Origin of the sequence: Vibrio salinus, assembly GCF_021272385.1 — a bacterium.
Taxonomy (GTDB): domain Bacteria; phylum Pseudomonadota; class Gammaproteobacteria; order Enterobacterales; family Vibrionaceae; genus Vibrio; species Vibrio salinus.
Genome location: NZ_JAJSDZ010000009.1, coordinates 901,555 through 921,310, shown reverse-complemented (window position 1 = coordinate 921,310; position 19,756 = coordinate 901,555). Strand labels below are relative to the sequence as shown.

The 19,756-nt window shown below is 38.0% G+C and carries 18 protein-coding genes and 1 pseudogene; 7 read left to right on the top strand and 12 right to left on the bottom strand.

Translation table 11 applies throughout. The features are described 5' to 3' along the window. Positions 1 to 216: 216 nt before the first annotated feature. The gene (locus tag LRQ06_RS12490; RefSeq protein ID WP_232766810.1) at positions 217 to 1,431 is read left to right on the top strand and encodes a pyridoxal phosphate-dependent aminotransferase; all 1,215 of its coding nucleotides are present in this window, start codon (positions 217 to 219) and stop codon (positions 1,429 to 1,431) included. A gap of 109 nt (positions 1,432 to 1,540) precedes the next feature. Then, positions 1,541 to 2,137, top strand: coding sequence for a 5'-deoxynucleotidase (yfbR, locus tag LRQ06_RS12485; RefSeq protein ID WP_232766809.1), 597 nt, complete (start codon positions 1,541 to 1,543; stop codon positions 2,135 to 2,137). A gap of 85 nt (positions 2,138 to 2,222) precedes the next feature. Here the strand turns inward: yfbR and LRQ06_RS12480 are convergent, their stop codons facing one another. Then, positions 2,223 to 3,812: a methyl-accepting chemotaxis protein gene (locus LRQ06_RS12480; protein ID WP_232766807.1), complete on the bottom strand. Its 1,590-nt coding sequence runs from the start codon at positions 3,810 to 3,812 to the stop codon at positions 2,223 to 2,225. 288 nt (positions 3,813 to 4,100) lie between these two features. Here LRQ06_RS12480 and LRQ06_RS12475 point away from each other — a divergent pair, with 288 nt between their 5' ends. Together LRQ06_RS12475 and LRQ06_RS12470 are read left to right on the top strand one after the other, a co-directional pair. After that, positions 4,101 to 4,997 (top strand): hypothetical protein, encoded by an 897-nt coding sequence (locus LRQ06_RS12475; protein ID WP_232766805.1) that lies wholly within the window; start codon positions 4,101 to 4,103, stop codon positions 4,995 to 4,997. A gap of 80 nt (positions 4,998 to 5,077) precedes the next feature. Then, positions 5,078 to 5,452: pseudogene (locus LRQ06_RS12470) on the top strand (anti-phage deoxyguanosine triphosphatase); the annotation flags it as partial. A gap of 424 nt (positions 5,453 to 5,876) precedes the next feature. On the opposite strand, the gene LRQ06_RS12465 reads toward LRQ06_RS12470, so the two are convergent. Beyond that, the gene (locus LRQ06_RS12465) at positions 5,877 to 9,734 is read right to left on the bottom strand and encodes a hypothetical protein (RefSeq protein ID WP_232766804.1); all 3,858 of its coding nucleotides are present in this window, start codon (positions 9,732 to 9,734) and stop codon (positions 5,877 to 5,879) included. A gap of 769 nt (positions 9,735 to 10,503) precedes the next feature. Here LRQ06_RS12465 and LRQ06_RS21045 point away from each other — a divergent pair. Beyond that, entirely contained in the window at positions 10,504 to 10,629 is a 126-nt protein-coding gene (locus LRQ06_RS21045) for a hypothetical protein (protein ID WP_257794101.1), read from the top strand. A gap of 145 nt (positions 10,630 to 10,774) precedes the next feature. Here the strand turns inward: LRQ06_RS21045 and LRQ06_RS12460 are convergent, their stop codons facing one another. Genes LRQ06_RS12460 through LRQ06_RS12445 form a run of 4 tightly spaced genes read right to left on the bottom strand, consistent with a single transcriptional unit; the run spans position 10,775 to position 13,026 of the window. Next, positions 10,775 to 11,284, bottom strand: coding sequence for a hypothetical protein (locus LRQ06_RS12460; protein WP_232766802.1), 510 nt, complete (start codon positions 11,282 to 11,284; stop codon positions 10,775 to 10,777). 14 nt (positions 11,285 to 11,298) lie between these two features. Continuing rightward, positions 11,299 to 12,087 carry a metallophosphoesterase gene (locus tag LRQ06_RS12455; RefSeq protein ID WP_232766800.1) on the bottom strand — a complete coding sequence of 263 codons (789 nt, stop codon included), beginning with the start codon at positions 12,085 to 12,087 and terminating at the stop codon, positions 11,299 to 11,301. 10 nt (positions 12,088 to 12,097) lie between these two features. Then, positions 12,098 to 12,403: a hypothetical protein gene (locus LRQ06_RS12450; RefSeq protein ID WP_232766798.1), complete on the bottom strand. Its 306-nt coding sequence runs from the start codon at positions 12,401 to 12,403 to the stop codon at positions 12,098 to 12,100. A 53-nt stretch (positions 12,404 to 12,456) separates the two neighbouring features. Further along, positions 12,457 to 13,026, bottom strand: coding sequence for a hypothetical protein (locus LRQ06_RS12445; protein ID WP_232766796.1), 570 nt, complete (start codon positions 13,024 to 13,026; stop codon positions 12,457 to 12,459). 119 nt (positions 13,027 to 13,145) lie between these two features. On the opposite strand from LRQ06_RS12445, the gene LRQ06_RS12440 reads away from it, so the two are divergent. Then, the gene (locus tag LRQ06_RS12440; protein WP_232766795.1) at positions 13,146 to 13,397 is read left to right on the top strand and encodes a helix-turn-helix domain-containing protein; all 252 of its coding nucleotides are present in this window, start codon (positions 13,146 to 13,148) and stop codon (positions 13,395 to 13,397) included. A gap of 58 nt (positions 13,398 to 13,455) precedes the next feature. On the opposite strand, the gene LRQ06_RS12435 is transcribed toward LRQ06_RS12440, so the two are convergent. Further along, positions 13,456 to 13,824 carry a hypothetical protein gene (locus tag LRQ06_RS12435; protein WP_232766793.1) on the bottom strand — a complete coding sequence of 123 codons (369 nt, stop codon included), beginning with the start codon at positions 13,822 to 13,824 and terminating at the stop codon, positions 13,456 to 13,458. Between LRQ06_RS12435 and LRQ06_RS12430 the strand changes: the two genes are divergently transcribed. Next, positions 13,823 to 14,584, top strand: a complete 762-nt coding sequence (locus LRQ06_RS12430; RefSeq protein ID WP_232766791.1) for an IS5 family transposase — start codon at positions 13,823 to 13,825, stop codon at positions 14,582 to 14,584. The genes LRQ06_RS12435 and LRQ06_RS12430 overlap by 2 nt on opposite strands. 459 nt (positions 14,585 to 15,043) lie before the next feature. On the opposite strand, the gene LRQ06_RS12425 is transcribed toward LRQ06_RS12430, so the two are convergent. The 5 genes from LRQ06_RS12425 to LRQ06_RS12405 form a co-directional block, all read right to left on the bottom strand. Beyond that, the gene (locus tag LRQ06_RS12425; protein ID WP_232766789.1) at positions 15,044 to 15,742 is read right to left on the bottom strand and encodes a hypothetical protein; all 699 of its coding nucleotides are present in this window, start codon (positions 15,740 to 15,742) and stop codon (positions 15,044 to 15,046) included. Between the two features lie 118 nt (positions 15,743 to 15,860). Then, a complete protein-coding gene (locus LRQ06_RS12420) occupies positions 15,861 to 16,778 on the bottom strand; it encodes a DUF2971 domain-containing protein (protein ID WP_232766787.1) in 918 nt (305 codons plus the stop codon). Positions 16,779 to 17,293: 515 nt separating this feature from the next. Then, positions 17,294 to 17,611: an antibiotic biosynthesis monooxygenase family protein gene (locus tag LRQ06_RS12415; RefSeq protein ID WP_232766786.1), complete on the bottom strand. Its 318-nt coding sequence runs from the start codon at positions 17,609 to 17,611 to the stop codon at positions 17,294 to 17,296. A 339-nt stretch (positions 17,612 to 17,950) separates the two neighbouring features. Then, positions 17,951 to 18,619 (bottom strand): hypothetical protein, encoded by a 669-nt coding sequence (locus LRQ06_RS12410; RefSeq protein ID WP_232766784.1) that lies wholly within the window; start codon positions 18,617 to 18,619, stop codon positions 17,951 to 17,953. A gap of 35 nt (positions 18,620 to 18,654) precedes the next feature. After that, positions 18,655 to 19,725 carry a hypothetical protein gene (locus tag LRQ06_RS12405; protein WP_232766782.1) on the bottom strand — a complete coding sequence of 357 codons (1,071 nt, stop codon included), beginning with the start codon at positions 19,723 to 19,725 and terminating at the stop codon, positions 18,655 to 18,657. Positions 19,726 to 19,756: the final 31 nt, after the last annotated feature.

The following is a 19,756-nucleotide window of genomic DNA, read 5'->3' as shown; positions in this document are numbered from 1 at the left end:
ACGCTGCCCGAAGGGTTCATCTGAACGGGCTTTGCTCTTTGTTGCAGGCCATTTGCTTAGAATAACTAAGCTACATGCCCTGCGCCGCGATCAAAACCCGTTCAGAGTGAACAAAAATCGGCCACAAAAGGTCAACAGACCCTAGATATATATTCTTTTAAACATCAATTTGGTGTAACTTAATAAAGAAACTCAATCACATCTAGGAATCTCACAATGCAAAATATCGGGATGTCGTCCAAACTCGATAATGTCTGCTACGACATTAGGGGACCTGTATTAAAACATGCTAAGCGCATGGAAGAAGAGGGAAACAAAATACTGAAACTAAACATCGGTAATCCCGCCCCGTTTGGTTTCGATGCCCCGGATGAGATTCTTGTCGATGTGATTCGTAACTTACCCACTTCTCAGGGATATTGTGATTCAAAAGGTATCTACCCTGCAAGAAAAGCCGTCGTGCAGTATTATCAACGCAAAGGACTTCGCAATTTAACGGTTGAAGACGTTTATATCGGTAATGGTGCCTCAGAGCTGATTGTTATGTCCATGCAGGCATTACTGAATAATGGCGATGAAATGCTGGTTCCGGCTCCGGATTATCCGCTCTGGACGGCATCAGTAGCACTGTCAGGTGGCAAAGCCGTTCACTACCTTTGTGATGAGGAATCGGACTGGTTTCCGGATCTTGATGACATCAGAAAAAAAATCACCCCAAAAACAAGAGGCATTGTTTTAATCAACCCGAATAACCCAACCGGGGCTGTTTATTCACGTGATTTTTTAATGGAAGTGGTTGAAATTGCCCGTAAGCATCAGCTGATCATCTTTGCTGATGAAATTTACGACAAAATTCTCTATGACGGTGCTACTCACACTTCGATTGCAACGCTGGCCGACGATGTGCTGATGGTAACCTTTAACGGATTATCCAAAGCCTACCGAGTATGTGGTTTTCGTGGTGGCTGGATGTTTATCACCGGTCCCAAGCACATTGCCGAAAACTACATTTCGGGTCTGGATATCTTAGCCTCTATGCGTTTGTGTGCGAATGTCCCGATGCAACATGCGATTCAAACAGCATTAGGTGGCTATCAGAGCATTAACGAACTGATCCTACCCGGTGGACGTTTACTGGAACAGAGAGACAGAGCATGGGAACTCATTAATCAGATCCCCGGAGTATCGTGCGTCAAACCCAAAGGGGCGATGTATCTATTCCCAAAAATTGACACAAAAAAATACAACATAAAAGATGACCAGCAAATGGTTCTGGATTTTCTGATACAGGAAAAAGTCTTGCTGGTTCAGGGAACCGGATTTAACTGGCCTAAGCCTGACCACGTTCGTATTGTAACACTACCTTATGTCGATGAACTGGAAGTGGCAATTGGCCGGTTTGAACAATTCCTGTCAACCTACAAACAATAACCTTATTTATAATCACTAGTAGGCACAACAGGCTCACTTCGGTAAACTGAAGTGAGCCTGTTTTTATATTAACACCATAAGTGTCAGCGCTTACCACAAGGATCCTTAAGTGAAAAAACAAAGTACATTCATGGCATGGGTTACCCGTATGCCTCTTATCAAACGTTGGTCATTAATGCATTGTTTTCAGGAAGAAAATGTCTCCGAGCACTCTCATCAGGTTTCCGTTATCGCTCATTTACTAACGGTTATCCGCAATAAGCGCTACGGTGGGAACCTTAACCCTGAAAAAGCAGCCGTCATCGCTATCTACCATGAAATATCGGAAACAAAGCTTCAGGACATGAATTCAAAGACCAAATATCACAGTCCGGAATTCACTGCCGCCTTTAAAAAACTGGAAGACATTGCCGAACAAGAATGTTTAAAAACGTTACCGGAAGACTTGCAGGGTGAGTTTTCTGATTTGCTGGTTCAGAAAAATGTGGATGCCGATTATAAATCCATTGTAAAAGCAGCGGATATTCTGGCGGCGTATATCAAAACATTAAATGAGTTAAGATTTAATAATGACGAATTCCTGCACGTCAAAGAAGGGCTTGATCCAAGGATCGAGAAGCTTATAGAAACCCTGCCGGAGGTAAAAGACTTTATGGATGTCTTCTGTAATAGCTGCACCACGACATTTGATAAAATTTCCGGATAGCGACTCTCTTCATAAACCCCAAAATCAGCCCACCGATCATCATAACCAGTGGGCTTTACGTTTCATTCCAGACTCATTCCTGTCATTAATTCTTTGTTGAGAACAGACTTACATTGTTTAACAGATCTTTTGATAGTGCATCCAAATCTGAAACGGTCTTATTACAAAGAGCAACTGACTGAGCTGTTCCTCTCACCATTTCAGAAATCAGCTCAACATGTTGTGCGAGTTCATTAGATGCCACCTGTTGTTCACTGGTCGCACTGGACACTTCCTGAATCATGGATAAGGTATTATTGGTTCCTTCACTAATTTCACTGAACACATCGCTGACCGACCCCGATATATTCATATTTTCCTCAACCATAGGTAAAACGGACGTTAATGCATTGGCAACTGTATCCGTATCTTTCTGAACAACCGAAATGGTATTGGTAATCTCATCGGTTGCCGATGCCGTTCTGGATGCCAGTGTCCGCACTTCATCTGCAACCACCGCAAACCCTCTTCCCTGCTCACCGGCACGGGCGGCTTCAATGGCGGCGTTCAAAGCAAGTAAGTTAGTCTGTTCCGCAATATCACTAATCACTTCCACGATATTACCAATCTGATCGGTCTGCTCCTGTAGTTTTTTGAAATCATCAACGGAAGACTGAATCCTTTCAGACATTTGTGCGATCGTCGCATTCGATTTATTAATTAAATCCACCCCGGAATTACTGGTTTCGTGCGAGCGTTGAGAATTTTCTTCTGTCGACTGCGCGTTCTGGGTGATTTCCTGTATGCAATTTGAAAGTTCCTGTATAGCAGCTGATGTTGATATGGTTGCATCAGAAGATTTCTGGGATGAATCTGAGATTACCGCAAACTCCGATGCAAGCTGGTTCGTTGAACTTTCCAGTCTGGTAGACGCTTTTTGTATACTAGAAACCATACTGACTAAAGAAGACTGCATTTTTTTAATAGATCCAAGCAGACTGTCATCGTCAAACGTGCCTTCTACCACTTCATTCAGATTGCCTTTCGCTATTTTGTTCGTGATACGCACGGCATAATCCGGCTCTCCACCAATTTTCCTCAAAATAGAGCGGGACACGTATCCGACAATCGCAGCAATAATCATAATTAAAGCAACGGAAATATAAATAAACTTAAGGGCAAAATTCCAGTAAGTGGCTGACAGATCATCCATGTAAACTCCGAGTCCCATTGCCCAGTTCCATTTAGGAATTTTGGTAACGGCATTGACTTTTGTCACCATTTCATCGGTACCCGGTTTCATGTTGTCTTCTACAACAAAAGCAAACTTCTTATCCTTTAACACTCTCATATGTTCTTGATAAGAAGACTGGAATTCCCCAATTTTTTCCGGCTTAACATGGACACGGGCAATCGCATTATTATCGTTTGCCCAGATATACATACTGCCATAACGAAACTGAGAGAGGACATCTACTACTTTTCGTTCTGCTTCGTCCCTGCTTAGTTTACCTGCCTCTTCCTGCTGAATAATATGCTCTGCCTGTTTTGTAGCAAAGGTTAGTACCGATTCCAATTCGTGTTTACGATTGTCTATCAGGCTATCGCGCATCGCATGCAACCCATACGCACCTAGTGAGATGAGACCAATTATCACGACGATAAGAAGCCCTATAAGTTGTTGAGAAAGTTTCATTCTATTAATCAACCGTTAATGACATATTTGTACATATAATAATAGTAAAGGTTAAATATTATTCCCATGAATTAAGAACTTAACTCTTACTTTTTTGTAACAAACTGAAAATATTAGATATCTGTCCCAGATAATTATGGCTATTTCGCTCAAAAACTATCATCAGAATGACCATCAAAAAACGGTGCACAAGCAGAATCCCGAAAATTTTAAAAGCCACATCACCTTTTTCTTTCTGACAACTGCTAATCTTCATTACAATCACGGTCATTATGAATGGATGCTTATATGAAATGGTTTTACATTCTCATCTCTCTCTGCCTGTATTTAACTCAGTCCTCAATATCGCAGGCAGATACAACGCTAACAATCACCTACCGGTCCCCTCAAAATCAGGATGACAAACGTAAACAATATCAAATTGCTTTATTAAAGCTTGCGTTAGAAAAAACCCGAAATGACTACGGCGATTATAAACTGGTGCCCAGTGGTTCTATGAACAATGACCGTGCATTAGAAGTGCTCAAAACACAAAGCCGGAAAAATTTTTTTATCCGACTCAGCTATGACAGTGAATATCCGGATTATATGGATTATGTTCATTTCCCTGTTGATTTAGGCATCGTCGGGTACCGGGTATGTTTTATCTCACCGAAAGCAAATCACCATTTATCACCCAAACCAACTTTAAAAGAGCTGAAACAATTCACACATGTACAGGGAAGAGGCTGGATGGACGTAAAAATACTCCGGTACAATGGTTTTAATGTTCATGAAATAAACAACTACACGGGAAAGTTTTATGCTGTTGCACTAAGTCGGTTTGATCTTTTTTGCCGTGGAATCAATGAAATTCAGAATGAGTTCAACCAATTTAGTCATATAGAAAAATTAATCGTAGACAAACGATTTGTCTTCTTTTATCCATTACCCCGTTTCTTTTACACTAACAAAAACAACAAACAGGCAATTGAAAGACTAACCAAAGGCATTATGAGGGCCTACCACGATGGGAGCCTGATATCATTATGGGAAAAGATGTATTCTGACAGCATATCTTATAGCGATATTTCCCACCGGCAACTGTTTATTTTGAAGAATCCATACCTAAAAGATATTGACTTTGATTACAGTAAGTTCTTTTATATCAACAGAGAATTTGATAAAGAGCCGGACCACAAATAGTCTAATGACGACTACCGGGATGGGATATCACAACAGAATCCGTCTCTGATAAATCAGCGCTGCACAAAGAGAAAAGAAGAATGAAAACACCTATAGATATCCGTTGGCAGGGGCGCTTTAACGATGAAAAGAAAATACGCCTGAATGATCACCGCACGCCTTTCCAGCGGGACAGAGCCAGGATTCTGCATTCTGCAGCCTTTCGCCGCTTGCAGTCTAAAACTCAGATTCATGGTGTTAATCTGAATGATTTTCACCGTACCCGTCTAACCCATTCTTTAGAAACCTCTCAAATCGGTACTGGCATTGTTGCCCAGTTAAGTATAAAACAACCGGAATTTTCAGATTTACTGCCATGTGACAGCCTGATTGATGCATTGTGTCTTGCTCATGACATTGGTCATCCACCTTTTGGAAGAAAATCCCAAAAAAGTAATAATTTTGTACTCAAAAACATCTAACTAATTATAATAATTAGATTTTTAATAATGACATCGCCAAATTTACATACAAATTCTTAGATACAACTTAAATTTCCTGACTGCTTAAGATACTTTTCTATTCCACAGCAGTATTTAATATTACCGTTTTTCAAACTTATCAGACCAAGGAAGAGTCAAAACTTCTAGTACCAACAATATCTATTCATTGTAGTCGTAATGCTATGTTCATCGATATGATTCTGTTATGGAAGCAACTCTCTAATCTGTTGTACAGTTCGGCCAAATCGTACAGCCCCCACAACACCTAAATAATCTTACGTGATGGAATTATCTAGCAAGACACGAAAGCGGGAAAACTCTAACGTGCCTTATCATTAAAACAGGGAAGGTTACACAATCACTTGCTAAAAGCAGTACCTAACTTAGCTTTGGCTGCTCAGGCTAATTCCTGAAGTTCGTTCCAGATTTCTTTTTCTACCATGTACTGAGTATCAAATTTAGATTTCATGGTGTTACAGAGAAAGAGTAAGCTCTTGTTTTTTCTGGGTTCAGTATAACACTTCAATGTATTGGTCTTGGCATCATAGATTGCAGGTACTCGAAATAGCTCTGTTAATTGACATGCTATGTCTTCAGCGCTCAACCCTTCAGGCAGGATAGTGATATTGTAAATGCCAGTCATATAGTAAATCTGCCTGCGTATCATTGAATTCAGATAGTAATCAATACAGCGACTGGGTACCAGTAACAAAGCCCAGGATTTGTTCATCGCTAAAAAGGTGTTTTTATCATCAAATTGAAAATTAGGAGAATGGAAACTAATGAAGAAATTGTTTAAAACACTCTGCAAGAAAGTGTCGCCTCTCATCGTACCAATTGAGTCACTATTTTCAATAAACTTGGAGAATGCTCTAAGGCTGGTATTGTCCTGCTCTCTAACCATCTGCATAGTATCAAACATAGTTTTGGATAAAGGTCTTTTCTCTCCTACTTTTTTACCCATAGACTGCACAAACACGTAATTAGGCAAGTGATCTTTAACCTCATTGTATGGTTTTATATCCAACAATTTACTTATATTTGGGGAGCAGAAGTCCCGTTCACAATCATTGTAGCTATTTTCGAGTACTATTCTTGGAACATAAAGCCTGTTGGAGTTTTTATGCATGTCTTGCTGGGTAGCACAAACAACACCAAATTTTGACCACTTCAATACCCGACAAGGTAAGATGAGATTAGGCTCAACGGTTTCATAGGTACTGTAGAGTGCAACACTTTTATACACTATATCCATAATCAAATTTAACCCTTTTCTGTTGGATTCTGATTTAATTTTGGCAATATTGTTTTTAAATGAGGGGTAAGCATAGGAACCATTTGAGACTTTCATCGCTAGTGCCTGTGCAAATATGAACTCGTACGTGGTCGGTTTCGTAATCCACAGCAGTTGGTTTATCTGATAAAATTCATTGAGCGCACTTCTTTGACCAGTATTTTCACCATCTTTGTTGTATTTGTGTCGGCTGATAACCATCAGTAAAGAGTTACTTAAGTCTTGTAGCTTTGACACCTGAGCGGAGCTAAGGAAACTACTGTCTATCTGACTTTCGCAGTCATAGCCCGCTAGGAACTCCTCGATAACTACCCTTGACTCGTCAATTTCATTTACATCTAGCGGACTATACCGCTCATCAGCAATATGCCTTTCGGCTTCTGAGTTAAGATATTGGAATACAGACACCAAAATGTCTCTGTCCAAGAGTTCTGGATCAAACTCAACCCCGACTAGGACAGCGTCTTTCAATCTGTCCAGTAGAGTTATAACAAATGATGGCTTTATAGTGGTATGTTCGCCTATATGGCTTCGCCGCTGTTTATACTTATCCAAATAGTCCCGAATTTCATTAAGCAGGATGTTTGCGTTTGTCTGAGTTTTGTGTTCATCACCCAGTTTGCTCAATATATAAGCGTATCCCTTAATCCCGGATAAGAAGAGACTCATTGCTTCCCCTGACTTAGGGTTATCTTCACTGATGTCACGCAATTGAGGGATCACTTGTTCAAGGACGCTTAACCTGTCAAATAAATCTGCTTTATCTAACTGCAAGCTACAGTAACGAGTGCACAGTTCCAGACGAGGGAGGGAGTGATATAGATCCTGATAGTCTTCAACGACATTCTCAAACTTGTGTCCTAGAATATCATCTATGGCGGTTTCATGGTGTTTGAAGGCTCTGTTTCGGAGAACTCTTTTTCTCGTCAAAAGAACGTACTTAATATACAGTGCTTCTAACTCTCTCCTATTTGCGATCTCTATGTCTATCTCATTGGTGTATAGCTCTCTGAGCTCTTCAATGCCATATTCTATCAGGCCAAGTACCTGTGCGTTAAATACTTTGGTTTGATAGCTTGAAGCAATGAAATACAAAATATTAAAAAAGTAAACCTGTTCCCTATGATTAAACTCCTTTGAGGTTTGGCGTTTTTTAAACTCTTCTAAAGCGATATTGGCGCACTTTAGGGCATCACTTGTTAGGCCTATTCCTACTCCTCTGAGCATGTCCGCCTTAAGAACCAACCATGATGGATAATTAGCGACAATAAAATCAGGATCACAGCTAACCTCTTTGAGATATTGAACAGCCTGAACCACACCATAAGAGGCATGTCTCAAGCCCCTTAAGTAGCTATTTCTTACTTTCGAAAAGTTTTCGTCTCGCGCAAGGAACTTCATTACATCGTCAAAGCAGTTGGCAGGGGATAAAACACCGACAATCGAATCTCTAACTTCTATTCGATTTAAGGTAGTTAATATCCTTGGGGCAAAGACTTCAAGTAGATAATCAAAGTTACTGTTTGATGTTTTTGAGTTGGAGTCAATAACCGATACAGAATCTATGTATGTTAACCACCTACGTTCTAGAGCATGAGAGCGAAAGCGGTCAAATCTAACGTAGTTTTCATATCTTTCTTTGTTATCATCATAAACTGAATAAAAAAGAGAGCGGGAAAAAGAAAGAGATCGGAATCTACCACCATTATCAAAGATATATGCGCAATCGAGAAGTTCGGACTTCCACTTATCAGAAAGAGGTTGCTGCAATACAGCACTGGAAAAGCTGCTAAGTTCTTCAAAGGTACAACTACCGATTAAAGATACAAGCATTCTCAGGTCAAGTATGGTTCTTTTTCTATCATCGTCTTTAACACTATTCCAGTTCTTTTGCCAGTTTAATGCCGGATTGCAGTATGACTCTAGGTTGTTAATGTCGATGTAATCAATACACTCGCCATTTTTTAAAATTTGAGATGCGACATAGCAAATCGCTTCATAGTTTGGGGGCATAATTAGAGAAAGTTTTTCCGCGGTATTTTCGTCTACCCCAAATTCTTGCCAAAACTTAGACAGTAGCTTACGACTAATTGGGCGGATTTTCATCTTTTCTACAGATTGTACTAAACTGTTGGTCCTTCCAACATTTCCCTTATCGTTTATATCTAAAAAGTGGATAACCGTAATGTTATAGATGTATTTATCAATTAATTGCAGTAAGTAAGTTAACTCGGATTCAGAAAGGTTTCTGAAAACAATAACTTTATTACCACCTTTTTTTGAATACTTACGATTGATATGTTTTAAATAAGAAAAGTACTCAAAAGCACGGCTTTTATTTAAATATTCTGAATCAGAAAATTTACAGCCTTGATTTATTTCATTTAAAAGGCTGATAATATTTTCAGAGTGATCTGTATCTGATGTTCCCCACCGACTATTAATGAAAAGGTAGCAAGCCCAAACCAAAATCAGAAAAAATACAAAATAAGCGAAGATGGTGAAGTGTGTTTGGTTAAGTTCCGGGAAAAAATTATTTTGGATAAACTTGGTGACCACTTCCTGAGCAGTACCCAAGAATGCTTTGTCTCCAAGAAACAAGAGAAGTAGTGATGCAATGATAGCAAGCGCTGGAAACACCTGAGTTCTTTTTTTATCCCGAGTACCTCTTGACTCGAGTTTACGCGCATTTTTAGTAATCGTATCTGAAAACTTGGAATCGAACTCGATATATTCTATTGAAGGGGAACTCAATTGTCCCTTAACAAGTTCGTAGGCTATATCACCCTCTTCAGACTCAAACTGTAGTGACTTAAAGTCGGATTTTAATGAGGATAAGTCATCACTATTTTCATGTTCAAGAAACGATCTAAACTTTTCTTGAACTAAATTGTTATCGGCATAGCTTAAAGTATTTGCTTTATCCTTAGACTTCTTAATGTGAGAGGGTTCCATTCTCATAGTATTGATATCTCTTCAGTATTTTTTACCACTCTAACTCATGCACGCTCAGATTTTTATGCCTAACGCCTTATTTTAGAAAATTATTTTCGTGTGTATACCAGTTGTCATGATTTTTTGTAAACAGGGTCATTTTTGAAGTTCATGGCAGACGTAATTTCAACTGTTCATGAAGTTCCCCCAGTTCACGGCTCATCCAACGTTTACAAAGACCAGATAATCATTGAAATCGAATTCAGAACTAACTTCGAGGAAGGAGGTGGTTGTATAAAAGCAACAGCAGAAGCGAAACAATTGCGAGAAACGCTACACGCAAAGTTAAGCAACACTGCGACTGAATTGGACTCACTGAAGCGGTCCCCCCCCAATACCGAGTCAAATAGTAAACCCCGCTGATAGTGAAGACATCTTGAAATTGCAAGCCCTTCCACGTGAAGGATTCAAAGGGAAGGAAGATCAATACTTCCCTAATTGGACGACTCGAACTAAAACTAAAGTTTTTAGTAGCCCTGTAAATAATTCAGTGTAACTACTCTTGGTTACAAGTAGTCGATTAGCTTCCTTTATGCGACGATGGAGTTAGAATGTTGGAGTTACTGTCGGTGCTAACAAGGAAAGGGGCATAAACCTTTTAGAAATGGCAGCGTACTGATGTGAATGCTGCCATTTCAGTGGAGAGCATCCAATATAGAATGTTTGTGAGTCACTATTCACCGTGATGGATGCTATACTAGCCCCCTTACTTATCTATCAGTCGATTGTGGTATGTATGAAAGAACGTGATGATAACGAACTGTGTGATCAGCAGATAAAGCATAATGATGAAGCAATAGCGCTGTTGAAATTTCTGGAAATTGGAGAACAAGGCATCGCGGATGCATGCTCAATCATTTGAAGATATAGAAGCGTTTTTGTCAGAGATTTAAACCGCGATGTTTTATCCCCTGTGATATCACGGCCTTTGCCGAGAAGGCAACCTAACCGAATTTGTGCTCGAGCCAAACGGATAAGAGTCAGAATCCAGTTGCTACTCCTGCCTCTTACTCAGGATCAAATTCAATCATATCTTTAAAGATGTCGAATTCGTCATCAAAGTCGCTCGGAATTGACACTTGATCTTTATAACGGCCAGGAATTCGCTTGGCTTTTATATGGAGAGGGGTGTGTTTGTAATGTCTTGTTTGATAGTACAGCAATTTCCTGGTCATTAGCTTAAGATCGCTTTTCAGTCCCCATTTTCTTGCAAGCAAATCCAAGCCTTGATTCCTTTCTAAATCAAGAAGCGGGATAAGTTCAAATCGCCTCGACACCGAATTTAAGACATTGATAAGCTTTTTTTGTTGTTCGCCATCCACGCAATTAAATCTCATCAGCTTATCAATTACGTAACACGCGGCTTTAGCGGAGTCTACTGAATCAAGGTCATTGACATCAGGAATGAAGTCTTCATGCCATATCGCAATTGCTACTATTTTAACATCATCGATAGATGCATGACGGAAGTCATTAGTAACCAACCGATCAAATGCCTGTTGCGCTGCCATAGTCATTTTATATTTCATCTTTAAACGTTGTAGACTTTGTTTTTCAGAACACCTGGAGCTATCGGGCGATAGCCTTTTGCATTACTAATAAATTGGACACCCTCTGCGATTTCTTTTTCAACAGATTGATGGTGATGACCAGCAAGCCAAAATTTAGTTCGATTAACAAACTCATCCGTCAGGTTTGCATGATAAAACTGGGCTATATCACTTTGTGCATCTTTTTGAAAAGCAAAAGCTTGTAAATTCGGGAGGTGATGAGAAACGATGATATCTGCCTTTGGCGGTGCATTATATATAAACGCTTTATACTGTTCTTCAATAACGCGGTAATTCAAATACTTAGCATCATTCATAAAGAATGAATAACAGAAAATATCTTCTTGGGTAAGAAGATGAATGGGGAACCATAGAGTTCCGCCATAAATCAGTTTTTTATCAATGACAAGAGACTCATTATCTAGAAAATAGAAGTTTTCTATTCTGTTTGCGTGCTCTTTCAAACGGACCAATGGCGAGTTTTTCATCACCATCGAATAGTCCACATTAGTCTGATAACGTTTACTGAATGTGTAGTTATCCAACTCAGCAATAAGGTTTTTGCAGGAATACCATTCATGATTTCCTGCCACCATAACAACGGCACGAAAGTACGGGCAAAGTACGTTTTTTATGTAATTTATCCCAGCCAGTGAGTTCGAGACATCACCCGCCAAGATTAATACTGCTTCATTATCAAAATCTTGCCAAAAATCCCGCCTAATCGTGAAAAAATCCAAATGAAGATCGGAAACTGGAATAAATTTCATCTAATCTCCCTTACTCATTATTTTTATTACTTCTAGAAATGATTTTTAACTGATGCTCGGTAGCAAATTGCTTAATTTTTGACTCATATATCTCAACGTCCTTGGCATACCGGCAACAAAACGCAATCAGAGCTTTTTCTTCATCAATAACAACGGCTCTAATGTCATTCTCTCCAGCGTCAATGGTGTACTGCCTGTAGTCCAACTTTATTACACGTTTAGCCCGGAGATACTCTCTTGCGAAATGAGTCAACAGCTCCTCAATCTGTAAAGGATTTTCAATCAGTAGTGCTGATTTACAATAAGTCGTCATCATTCTCTAGTTACACATTCCCAAAACGGTTCTAACTATTAATTAGAAATCGCAAATCAAGGTGCTAAGTTCTGATTCTTTGCTGTATCAATAGCATCGTTGAGAGCTAATAAAACTCCGTTTATTTTTTCCGCTTCTGTGCTTACAAGCTCAATCTTCTGTTCGAGTAAGTCTTTGATATCAGGAAGTAAAGAGCCAGCAAGTCGGTATCCTTCCGTTTGCCCATGGAGCTGCAATTTTCTTTTTTCTAAAGAAGCAGCATTTTCCATGACTTCTTGAAGCTCCTTGCTCAACTGACCTTTAGAGTATTCGATATGCTTTTTCTCGGTACAATCTTTAACAACAGCATTACCTGTTAGTAACTCGACATGCTCATTAAAATCGTCAACCTTTTGGTAAAGAGCGTTTCTCTTCCACTTGTGAGAACAAAAAATAAGGAGACCACGATTTAAAAGTCTAGCTAACTGATTATGAACCATATGTCTTAGTTCTTTATCACTAACGATAATTTCCTCACCGTTGAGAGCACACACCTGTTTGATCTCTAATATAAATTCATCTATGAAAAATACGCCTTCAGTGAAATTCATCAGAGCGCTATAGAATGGCTCTCTAACTCCAATCATGATTAATCTCCACAATTCAAAATACCTACTATAGTAGGTTGAAACACATAGCGCAAATGTTCCATAAAAGGGTTTTGGTCACAACTTGTAGGTGACTCAAACTTTCCTAAAGAATAAAAATGAACATAATTGCGAAAGAATTTGCCAAAAACCTGAAAAAACAAAGAGTTAAAAGAAACATTTCTCAACAAAAACTAAGTTTGCTGTGTAGCTTCGACAAGAACTATATCGGACTACTAGAAAGAGCCCAGAAAAGAATAACTTTAGAAAAAGTTTATGTAGTGGCTGCTGCTTTAGATTGTTCGATCTTAGATCTACTACCTAAAGAAGATCCGAAGTGCATTGATGATATGATAAGAATAGATATCTAGAATCAACGCTGGATAAAAATGTTATGAATTCAAATAACAAATGTACTAAGAAGGTAAATCATAGGGCAGTTCCTTTCGTTGAAATATCAATTGTGACTAAGCAATCCTGAGGATGATTATGAGGTCTGCTTGATTCAGCCTCCTCATCATAAATTTCTACCTTCCGAATAAAATTTAGACGCTGCAATTCATCAATCACACATGTTTCGATCTCAATAGCATCTTCTATTCGACCATTGGGAAGGTAAGATGCGATCAAAGGAGTATCCGCATCTAAATACCGAACAAAAAATTTATGCTGATTAACCGTTAAATCAACAAAGTATTTATCTCTAGGGGCTGTTGATCTTTCGTGATGAATTTTTGAGCGGCATGGTAAAGCGTTATAATTTGCTTCGCCAAAAGTAAAAACACAACCCGATACCATGCCGAGACTAATGCTAACTGATAAGCGGTGGGAAAAGCTACTTCAAATAATGATGAGTACAGGCCGCATTTATAACAAATCTGAACATAGAATGACCTTTGAAGGCATTCTTTACCGATTGCGAACTGGTATTCCCTGGCGAGATCTGCCTACTGAGTTTGGTGACTGGAGCGCCGTTTATCGTCGTTTTAACCTGTGGTCGAAGAAAGGTTTGTTAGATATATTATTCAATGAGTTATCAAAGCTTTCTGATTATGACTGGGTATTTGCAGACGGCTCGATAGTCAAAGCTCACCAGCACAGTTCAGGTGCAGCAACACCAGATAGTGAGTGCATTGGAAAGAGCCGTGGCGGTAACTCAACCAAAATTCATTTGGTCGTGGATAGTGGTGGATTGCCTATCTATTTTGAGCTATCAGAAGGGCAAAGAAATGATATTGCTCGTGCTGAAAGCCTCGTTAACCACCTGAAGGAAGTGAATGTATTCATCGCTGATAAAGGTTATGACAGTGAAGCGTTGAGATCATATGTTGACTCAAAAGGCGGTGAAACCATCATACCAAAGAGAAATTATGGGCAAGATATTGATAAAGAAAGCGTTGATTGGTGCCTTTATAAGTATCGACACTTGGTTGAGAATGCTTTTGCAAGAATTAAGCACTTTCGTTCAATATCAACGAGATATGACAAGTTAGCAAGGAATTACGCCAGTATGGTATCACTGGCGTTTACGATAATGTGGCTACCTATGTATTGCTGAATAAAATATGTACAGCAAAGATCAACACGCCCTAGGTTCTTTACCAAAAATTAAGTAAAGATGATCATCGGTTAATATTAATTGTAGTAACTCATACTCGATCTTACATATCCGCTGGTTAGTCACGACTAGATCACACAGTAGGCCTGCTGATATCATAACTCATAATTGGACAATTTCGTTTTAGCAGAAGAAGTAAATTACCAGCTTTCGAATTACTTTTAGTATTGCAAAGACTAAAATGAATACTCGATGTGTTTCCCACATCAACGCTAAGTTCAGTTGCAAAATATATGGCACTACATTTTGGGACCACAATTCGTGACATATATTTTGTCAATTGAAACGCCTTGTTAAGTATCTTTAATAATAATAGAATTTGGTAATCATACTTAAATCCAATATGCAGCAATCACTAATACCACAAGTTGGATAACCTGATTTCAATAAATGACAAAACTATAAAAACAATCCTGTGATTGCACTGACAACACCAACCAACTCCTTTATTTCAGGTAATATTGAGATCAATCCATCCCAATATGATTTTATTGTGGAACTATCGCGATCATCTTTCGATATTTCTCCCTGTAAACTATCAAATATTATCCCAGCAGCTTTATCCTTTGAGTTTTCGATATAGCCGCCCAATACCTTCAGGGCATTAGCAAGTTCAGGGTCATTTTTACCAATCTTATTAAACGAATCAACAATTGTTGAGTTAATAATAACAGGCGCTTTATTTCCTTGAATTATTATATCTCCAGTAATGCTTGCCTCATTTATTGATTTCATGATTTGATGACTCCTTTTGATAGTTTCCTCACTATTCATATATATTTTATGCTGCATTTCTCTATCCCTGTCTTGTTCTTCTAATTTTTCCTTTTCGATTTTTTGTTTATGATTGTACTTTGTAATGTTGTTAATAATTCCAAATATAATAAATACAAATACCATAAGCATGATAACTGGTATTGCACCAGCATCATCACTGCTCGATAAATCACTACTATCTGTACAAGTTGAAATCAATATAACAAAGAATATTATGAGTAAGATTATAAAAATTACATTTTGATTTTTAACTAATTCATGGCCATCAGGGTCATATTTTTTACCTTCAGCATCAGAATTGTTTTTGTTAAATTCATTCATTAACATAGCTCCAATTATTTTAAATCAGTAGTTAGTCAAAATATTTTCATATGTACTAAGTGATATAGCCAAATCCACATGTATCATCGTCAATTGCTGCGATTTGTTAGTTTCTTTTTTATCGCCCTACTTTCCCCATAGCATCCATATATTCATCCAATTTTCCAATTTGGTTCAACATTCGGAATGGATTTTTCATAGCAGCATCATTTTTATGAGCTTCGGTAATGCTGCACCAAGCACATAACTGTCTATCTACTTCTAAGGGCTCTGAACAATTTGTACAACAGTGTTCAGATGAAACAATATTTGAGTTATTAAAAATAAATGATTTTTTATCAAAATCTATCATGTATGGTTTCGGATAACTCTTACCTATTTTTAATTCATACCAATCCAAACCAGCGTCTTTCGATATTTTTTTCGACGTTTCAACTTTATCATCTGGGAATTTAGGACCAACAATAATTGATGTTATAAATTCATAAGGGATATATAAAATATCATTACCAGCAATATTTTCTGTTTTATTTTTTAAATCTACGAGACGGCATTCCTGCTCGTAGCTCCAATCCACGTATTTAGAAAAGTAGGACTCTACAAATACAGCTTCTTGAAGATCATACGAATGTCTTGGTTTTAATGTTTCAACCGCCCGTGCTAAAATATTTTTTAACTGTTCTAAAGGTTCTTTTCGATAGGTTACATCCCAAATAGGATTACCTTCAAAATATTCTTGCATACCCTCTAGGTCAAACTCCAATACAAAACCAGAATGGTTATTAGCGTAATGAGCCCACATTGGGGAAACTATTGGTGAATATGAAAAACATGTAGTAGGGCTTTGAGGAATTTCACTAATTACATCATAATAAAATGCTAATAGCTCTGGTGGAGTATTAAGATCCATTCCCAAAAATAGTTCATATGGATCATTATAGTCTTTTGGTAATGAACATTTAACTCCACAAAATCCATCGCGGTCAAATACCAGATCTAATACGTCATTGTTAAAATACTTATATATTTTACTCACAAATAGCTCCTCCGAACTGAGACTTATACTATTTAATATAAAATCAGATAACATTTTCCTAAAACATTTCATTCTGATTTTTTTACCAATTCTTCCCATATCGCTGACCTAGAGAAACTAACAGTTCTTAGGTGGACAGTGTCCACATGACATTGTCCACCTAATGTAAATGCTACTTTATTAAACATTGTCAACGCATTGATTTACATGTAGAAATAAAAATTTTATTCAATAAGGCATCACAAATACCGACAATGTCTTAACTAATAGCCTCTTAAGGCTTACTCATCACTATTATGCAATGACGCCAGTATTAAATTATTACCTGAATTATAGGATTATGTTTAGACAATACCTAAATTAATTATTTCGTAAAAGGAAATGGGGCAAAGGTGTGTTTGCCGAGATCAGCACCAGTACATTTTTGGACATTTTCGATCTAGGACTAAAATTCAGTAATGCCCCAACAAGCCGCGAAAGGAGCGCAGCGTATTGAGGTCGGATTAATTGGTTTGTTAAATACCGTAGTCGCGCTCTACCTTCGATATACGGGTTTTGAATGATGAATACCATTTGTCATGACCAAGCTTTTGGGCTTCTTGGTGCTCTGCATTTGCCTTCCACTGCCTTATGGACTCAAGATCTGACCAATATGAAACAGTAATTCCAACATCCTCTCGTGCCGATTCCACGCCCAAAAAACCTGGTTGTTTTGATGCTAGTTCGACCATTCGATCTGCCATTTTGCCATAACCGCTATCACCTTCAGTGCGGTGAGATGTAAAAATTACCGCGTAGTATGGCGGCTTAGGTGTGTTAGCGATGAGGGACATCTTTACTCCTTTAGGTATTTAACAGTCCTTTTTCAACGGACAATGTCCACATTTTGCAGAGATTAAATATAGACATGACGACTGTAATAGCCTGATTAATTGCCCAAGATTTCAGATAATGAATACAAATGTGAAACATGTTGTCCTAATAGGATTCATCATGACACTTGAAGAAAAATAGTCAACCAAACATATAGAGCATGTGTGTTAGAGAAAGGGGAAATTCCACGGGGTTTAGCATAATCGCAAAATGAAATGGGGCAATTTTGATTTTGGCTGTCAGCTCTGAAAACCGGAGTTGGACAATTTTGTTTTAGCGCAAGACCTAGTAACGCCTTGTTATGTCTCGGTACTGCTCAAGCTACGAACCCTTTTTAGAAACCAGTCATTTAGTTCTGTCGATGAGAGCATTTCAATTGCTCCTGTATCAAAATGAGATACACCTTGATCTTTTAGTAACCCTTTTGATACGAGATCAGCACAAAATAACATGGAAGATGACTTAGTTAGTGAGGTCAAAACTGTAGGAATTTTTTCCACTAATATGTACCCGTTGCTCTGATGAGCGATTTTCAGTATTTCCATTTGGATATCAGATAACTCATTGACCAGATTCAGTGCTGCTTCAGTTTCATCCCATGAACACTCTCCATTTAGACATGAAGCAGATAAACTGGCAAATCGTTTTATCTTTTCGCTTGATTTCGTTTTTGCCACTTTATCAAGTGATGATTGAAACAAATCAAATATCACTTCATCATCTTGAGCAATCGATTGAAGTTTCAACTCCTCAACTTGAGCTGATAGCTCAGATATATATGCTTCTAAACGCTTTTGAGCAAAACCCTGAGCCTTGTCGGTAAGTACATTATCTATATATGTACCAACCCAAGGAACTCCTCCGATTAACGCCCGAGTCACTTGAGAACCACTATATAGCTTTGAAATTTTGGTATCTAAGGAAAGAGTAGGATCATTTCCAATTTCAAACTTTTCATTGCGATTCATAAAATTCTCCTATAGAGACCAACGTCTATTATGTTTTATTTTCGCTCTACTGAAAGATCTTGAGATAAAAAGTTAGGAATATCTTTGAATTCAGATAGTTTATAGTTCTCTTTAAGACTGTCTATAGGATTTCGACCAATAAGTGCAAAACCTAGGCTGCCTGAAACACGTTTAAGAGTTTCATCGTTAACAATTTCTTCATCAAGTGAAGTCGAAAGGAAGAAGTCTTCCGAATATAAGAAGATCATGTAATTGGATAATGCCAACTTATCTTCTAGTGCTAACTTGTTAAATTGACGGATAAACTGACGATATCTAGTATCGTTTTTGTCTATAAACATCATAACAATACTGGTCTCTTCAAGAGGAAAAACGGCTAGGTGCAAATGTTGCATTTTATATTTAGGATCATGATTATAAAGATCATTTATAACATTTCCTTCCAAATCCACTGCAAGTGCTATTTTATGCTGAAATGCAATAGGTACGACGTAATTGAGCTTTTCATAGAAAAATAAGTAGTATTCATCTTGCACACATTTCGCGTCTACCTTTTTTGCACGCTCAAAGCCTCGGACATTCTCTTTTAGGTCAATATCTTTGATATTATTGATCGAACTTAGGTCAATACCGGAATCATCTGATAGATGATCATGAAACGCTATTTCAAATGCTCTTTGGCTAACAGCTTTTAGATAGTTTTTCATTGCGATCTGAGCAAGCGTTTTTTGCTTAATTTCACTGTCGTAAGTAGCTTTACTTTCGTAATTACTAAAAATTTTCCCATCGCAATCTCTACAGATAACTTGGAAAGTGCCTGCATTATTTACTCCAGATTCTGCATTTAACAAAGGAAGATCAATTAACCCACCGTGAGCTAATAACTTTCCACCATTAGCAATGTTCCTCAAAAATGACGCTGGAATTGAGTGAGAGTTGCAATAACTTGTTGTTGTTTTTTTGCAATACAAACACTTGCCACTTTTACTATTCTTTCTACTTTCTGAAGCTATTTGACTATTTTTTTTACTGAAATCGACTTTATTCTCCAACATTTCTTTCTTTTCAGTTTCTGAAACGTTGGACAAATTGAATATTTTATCCATTTGTTCTCTCCATTTGTAAAAAACATAACGC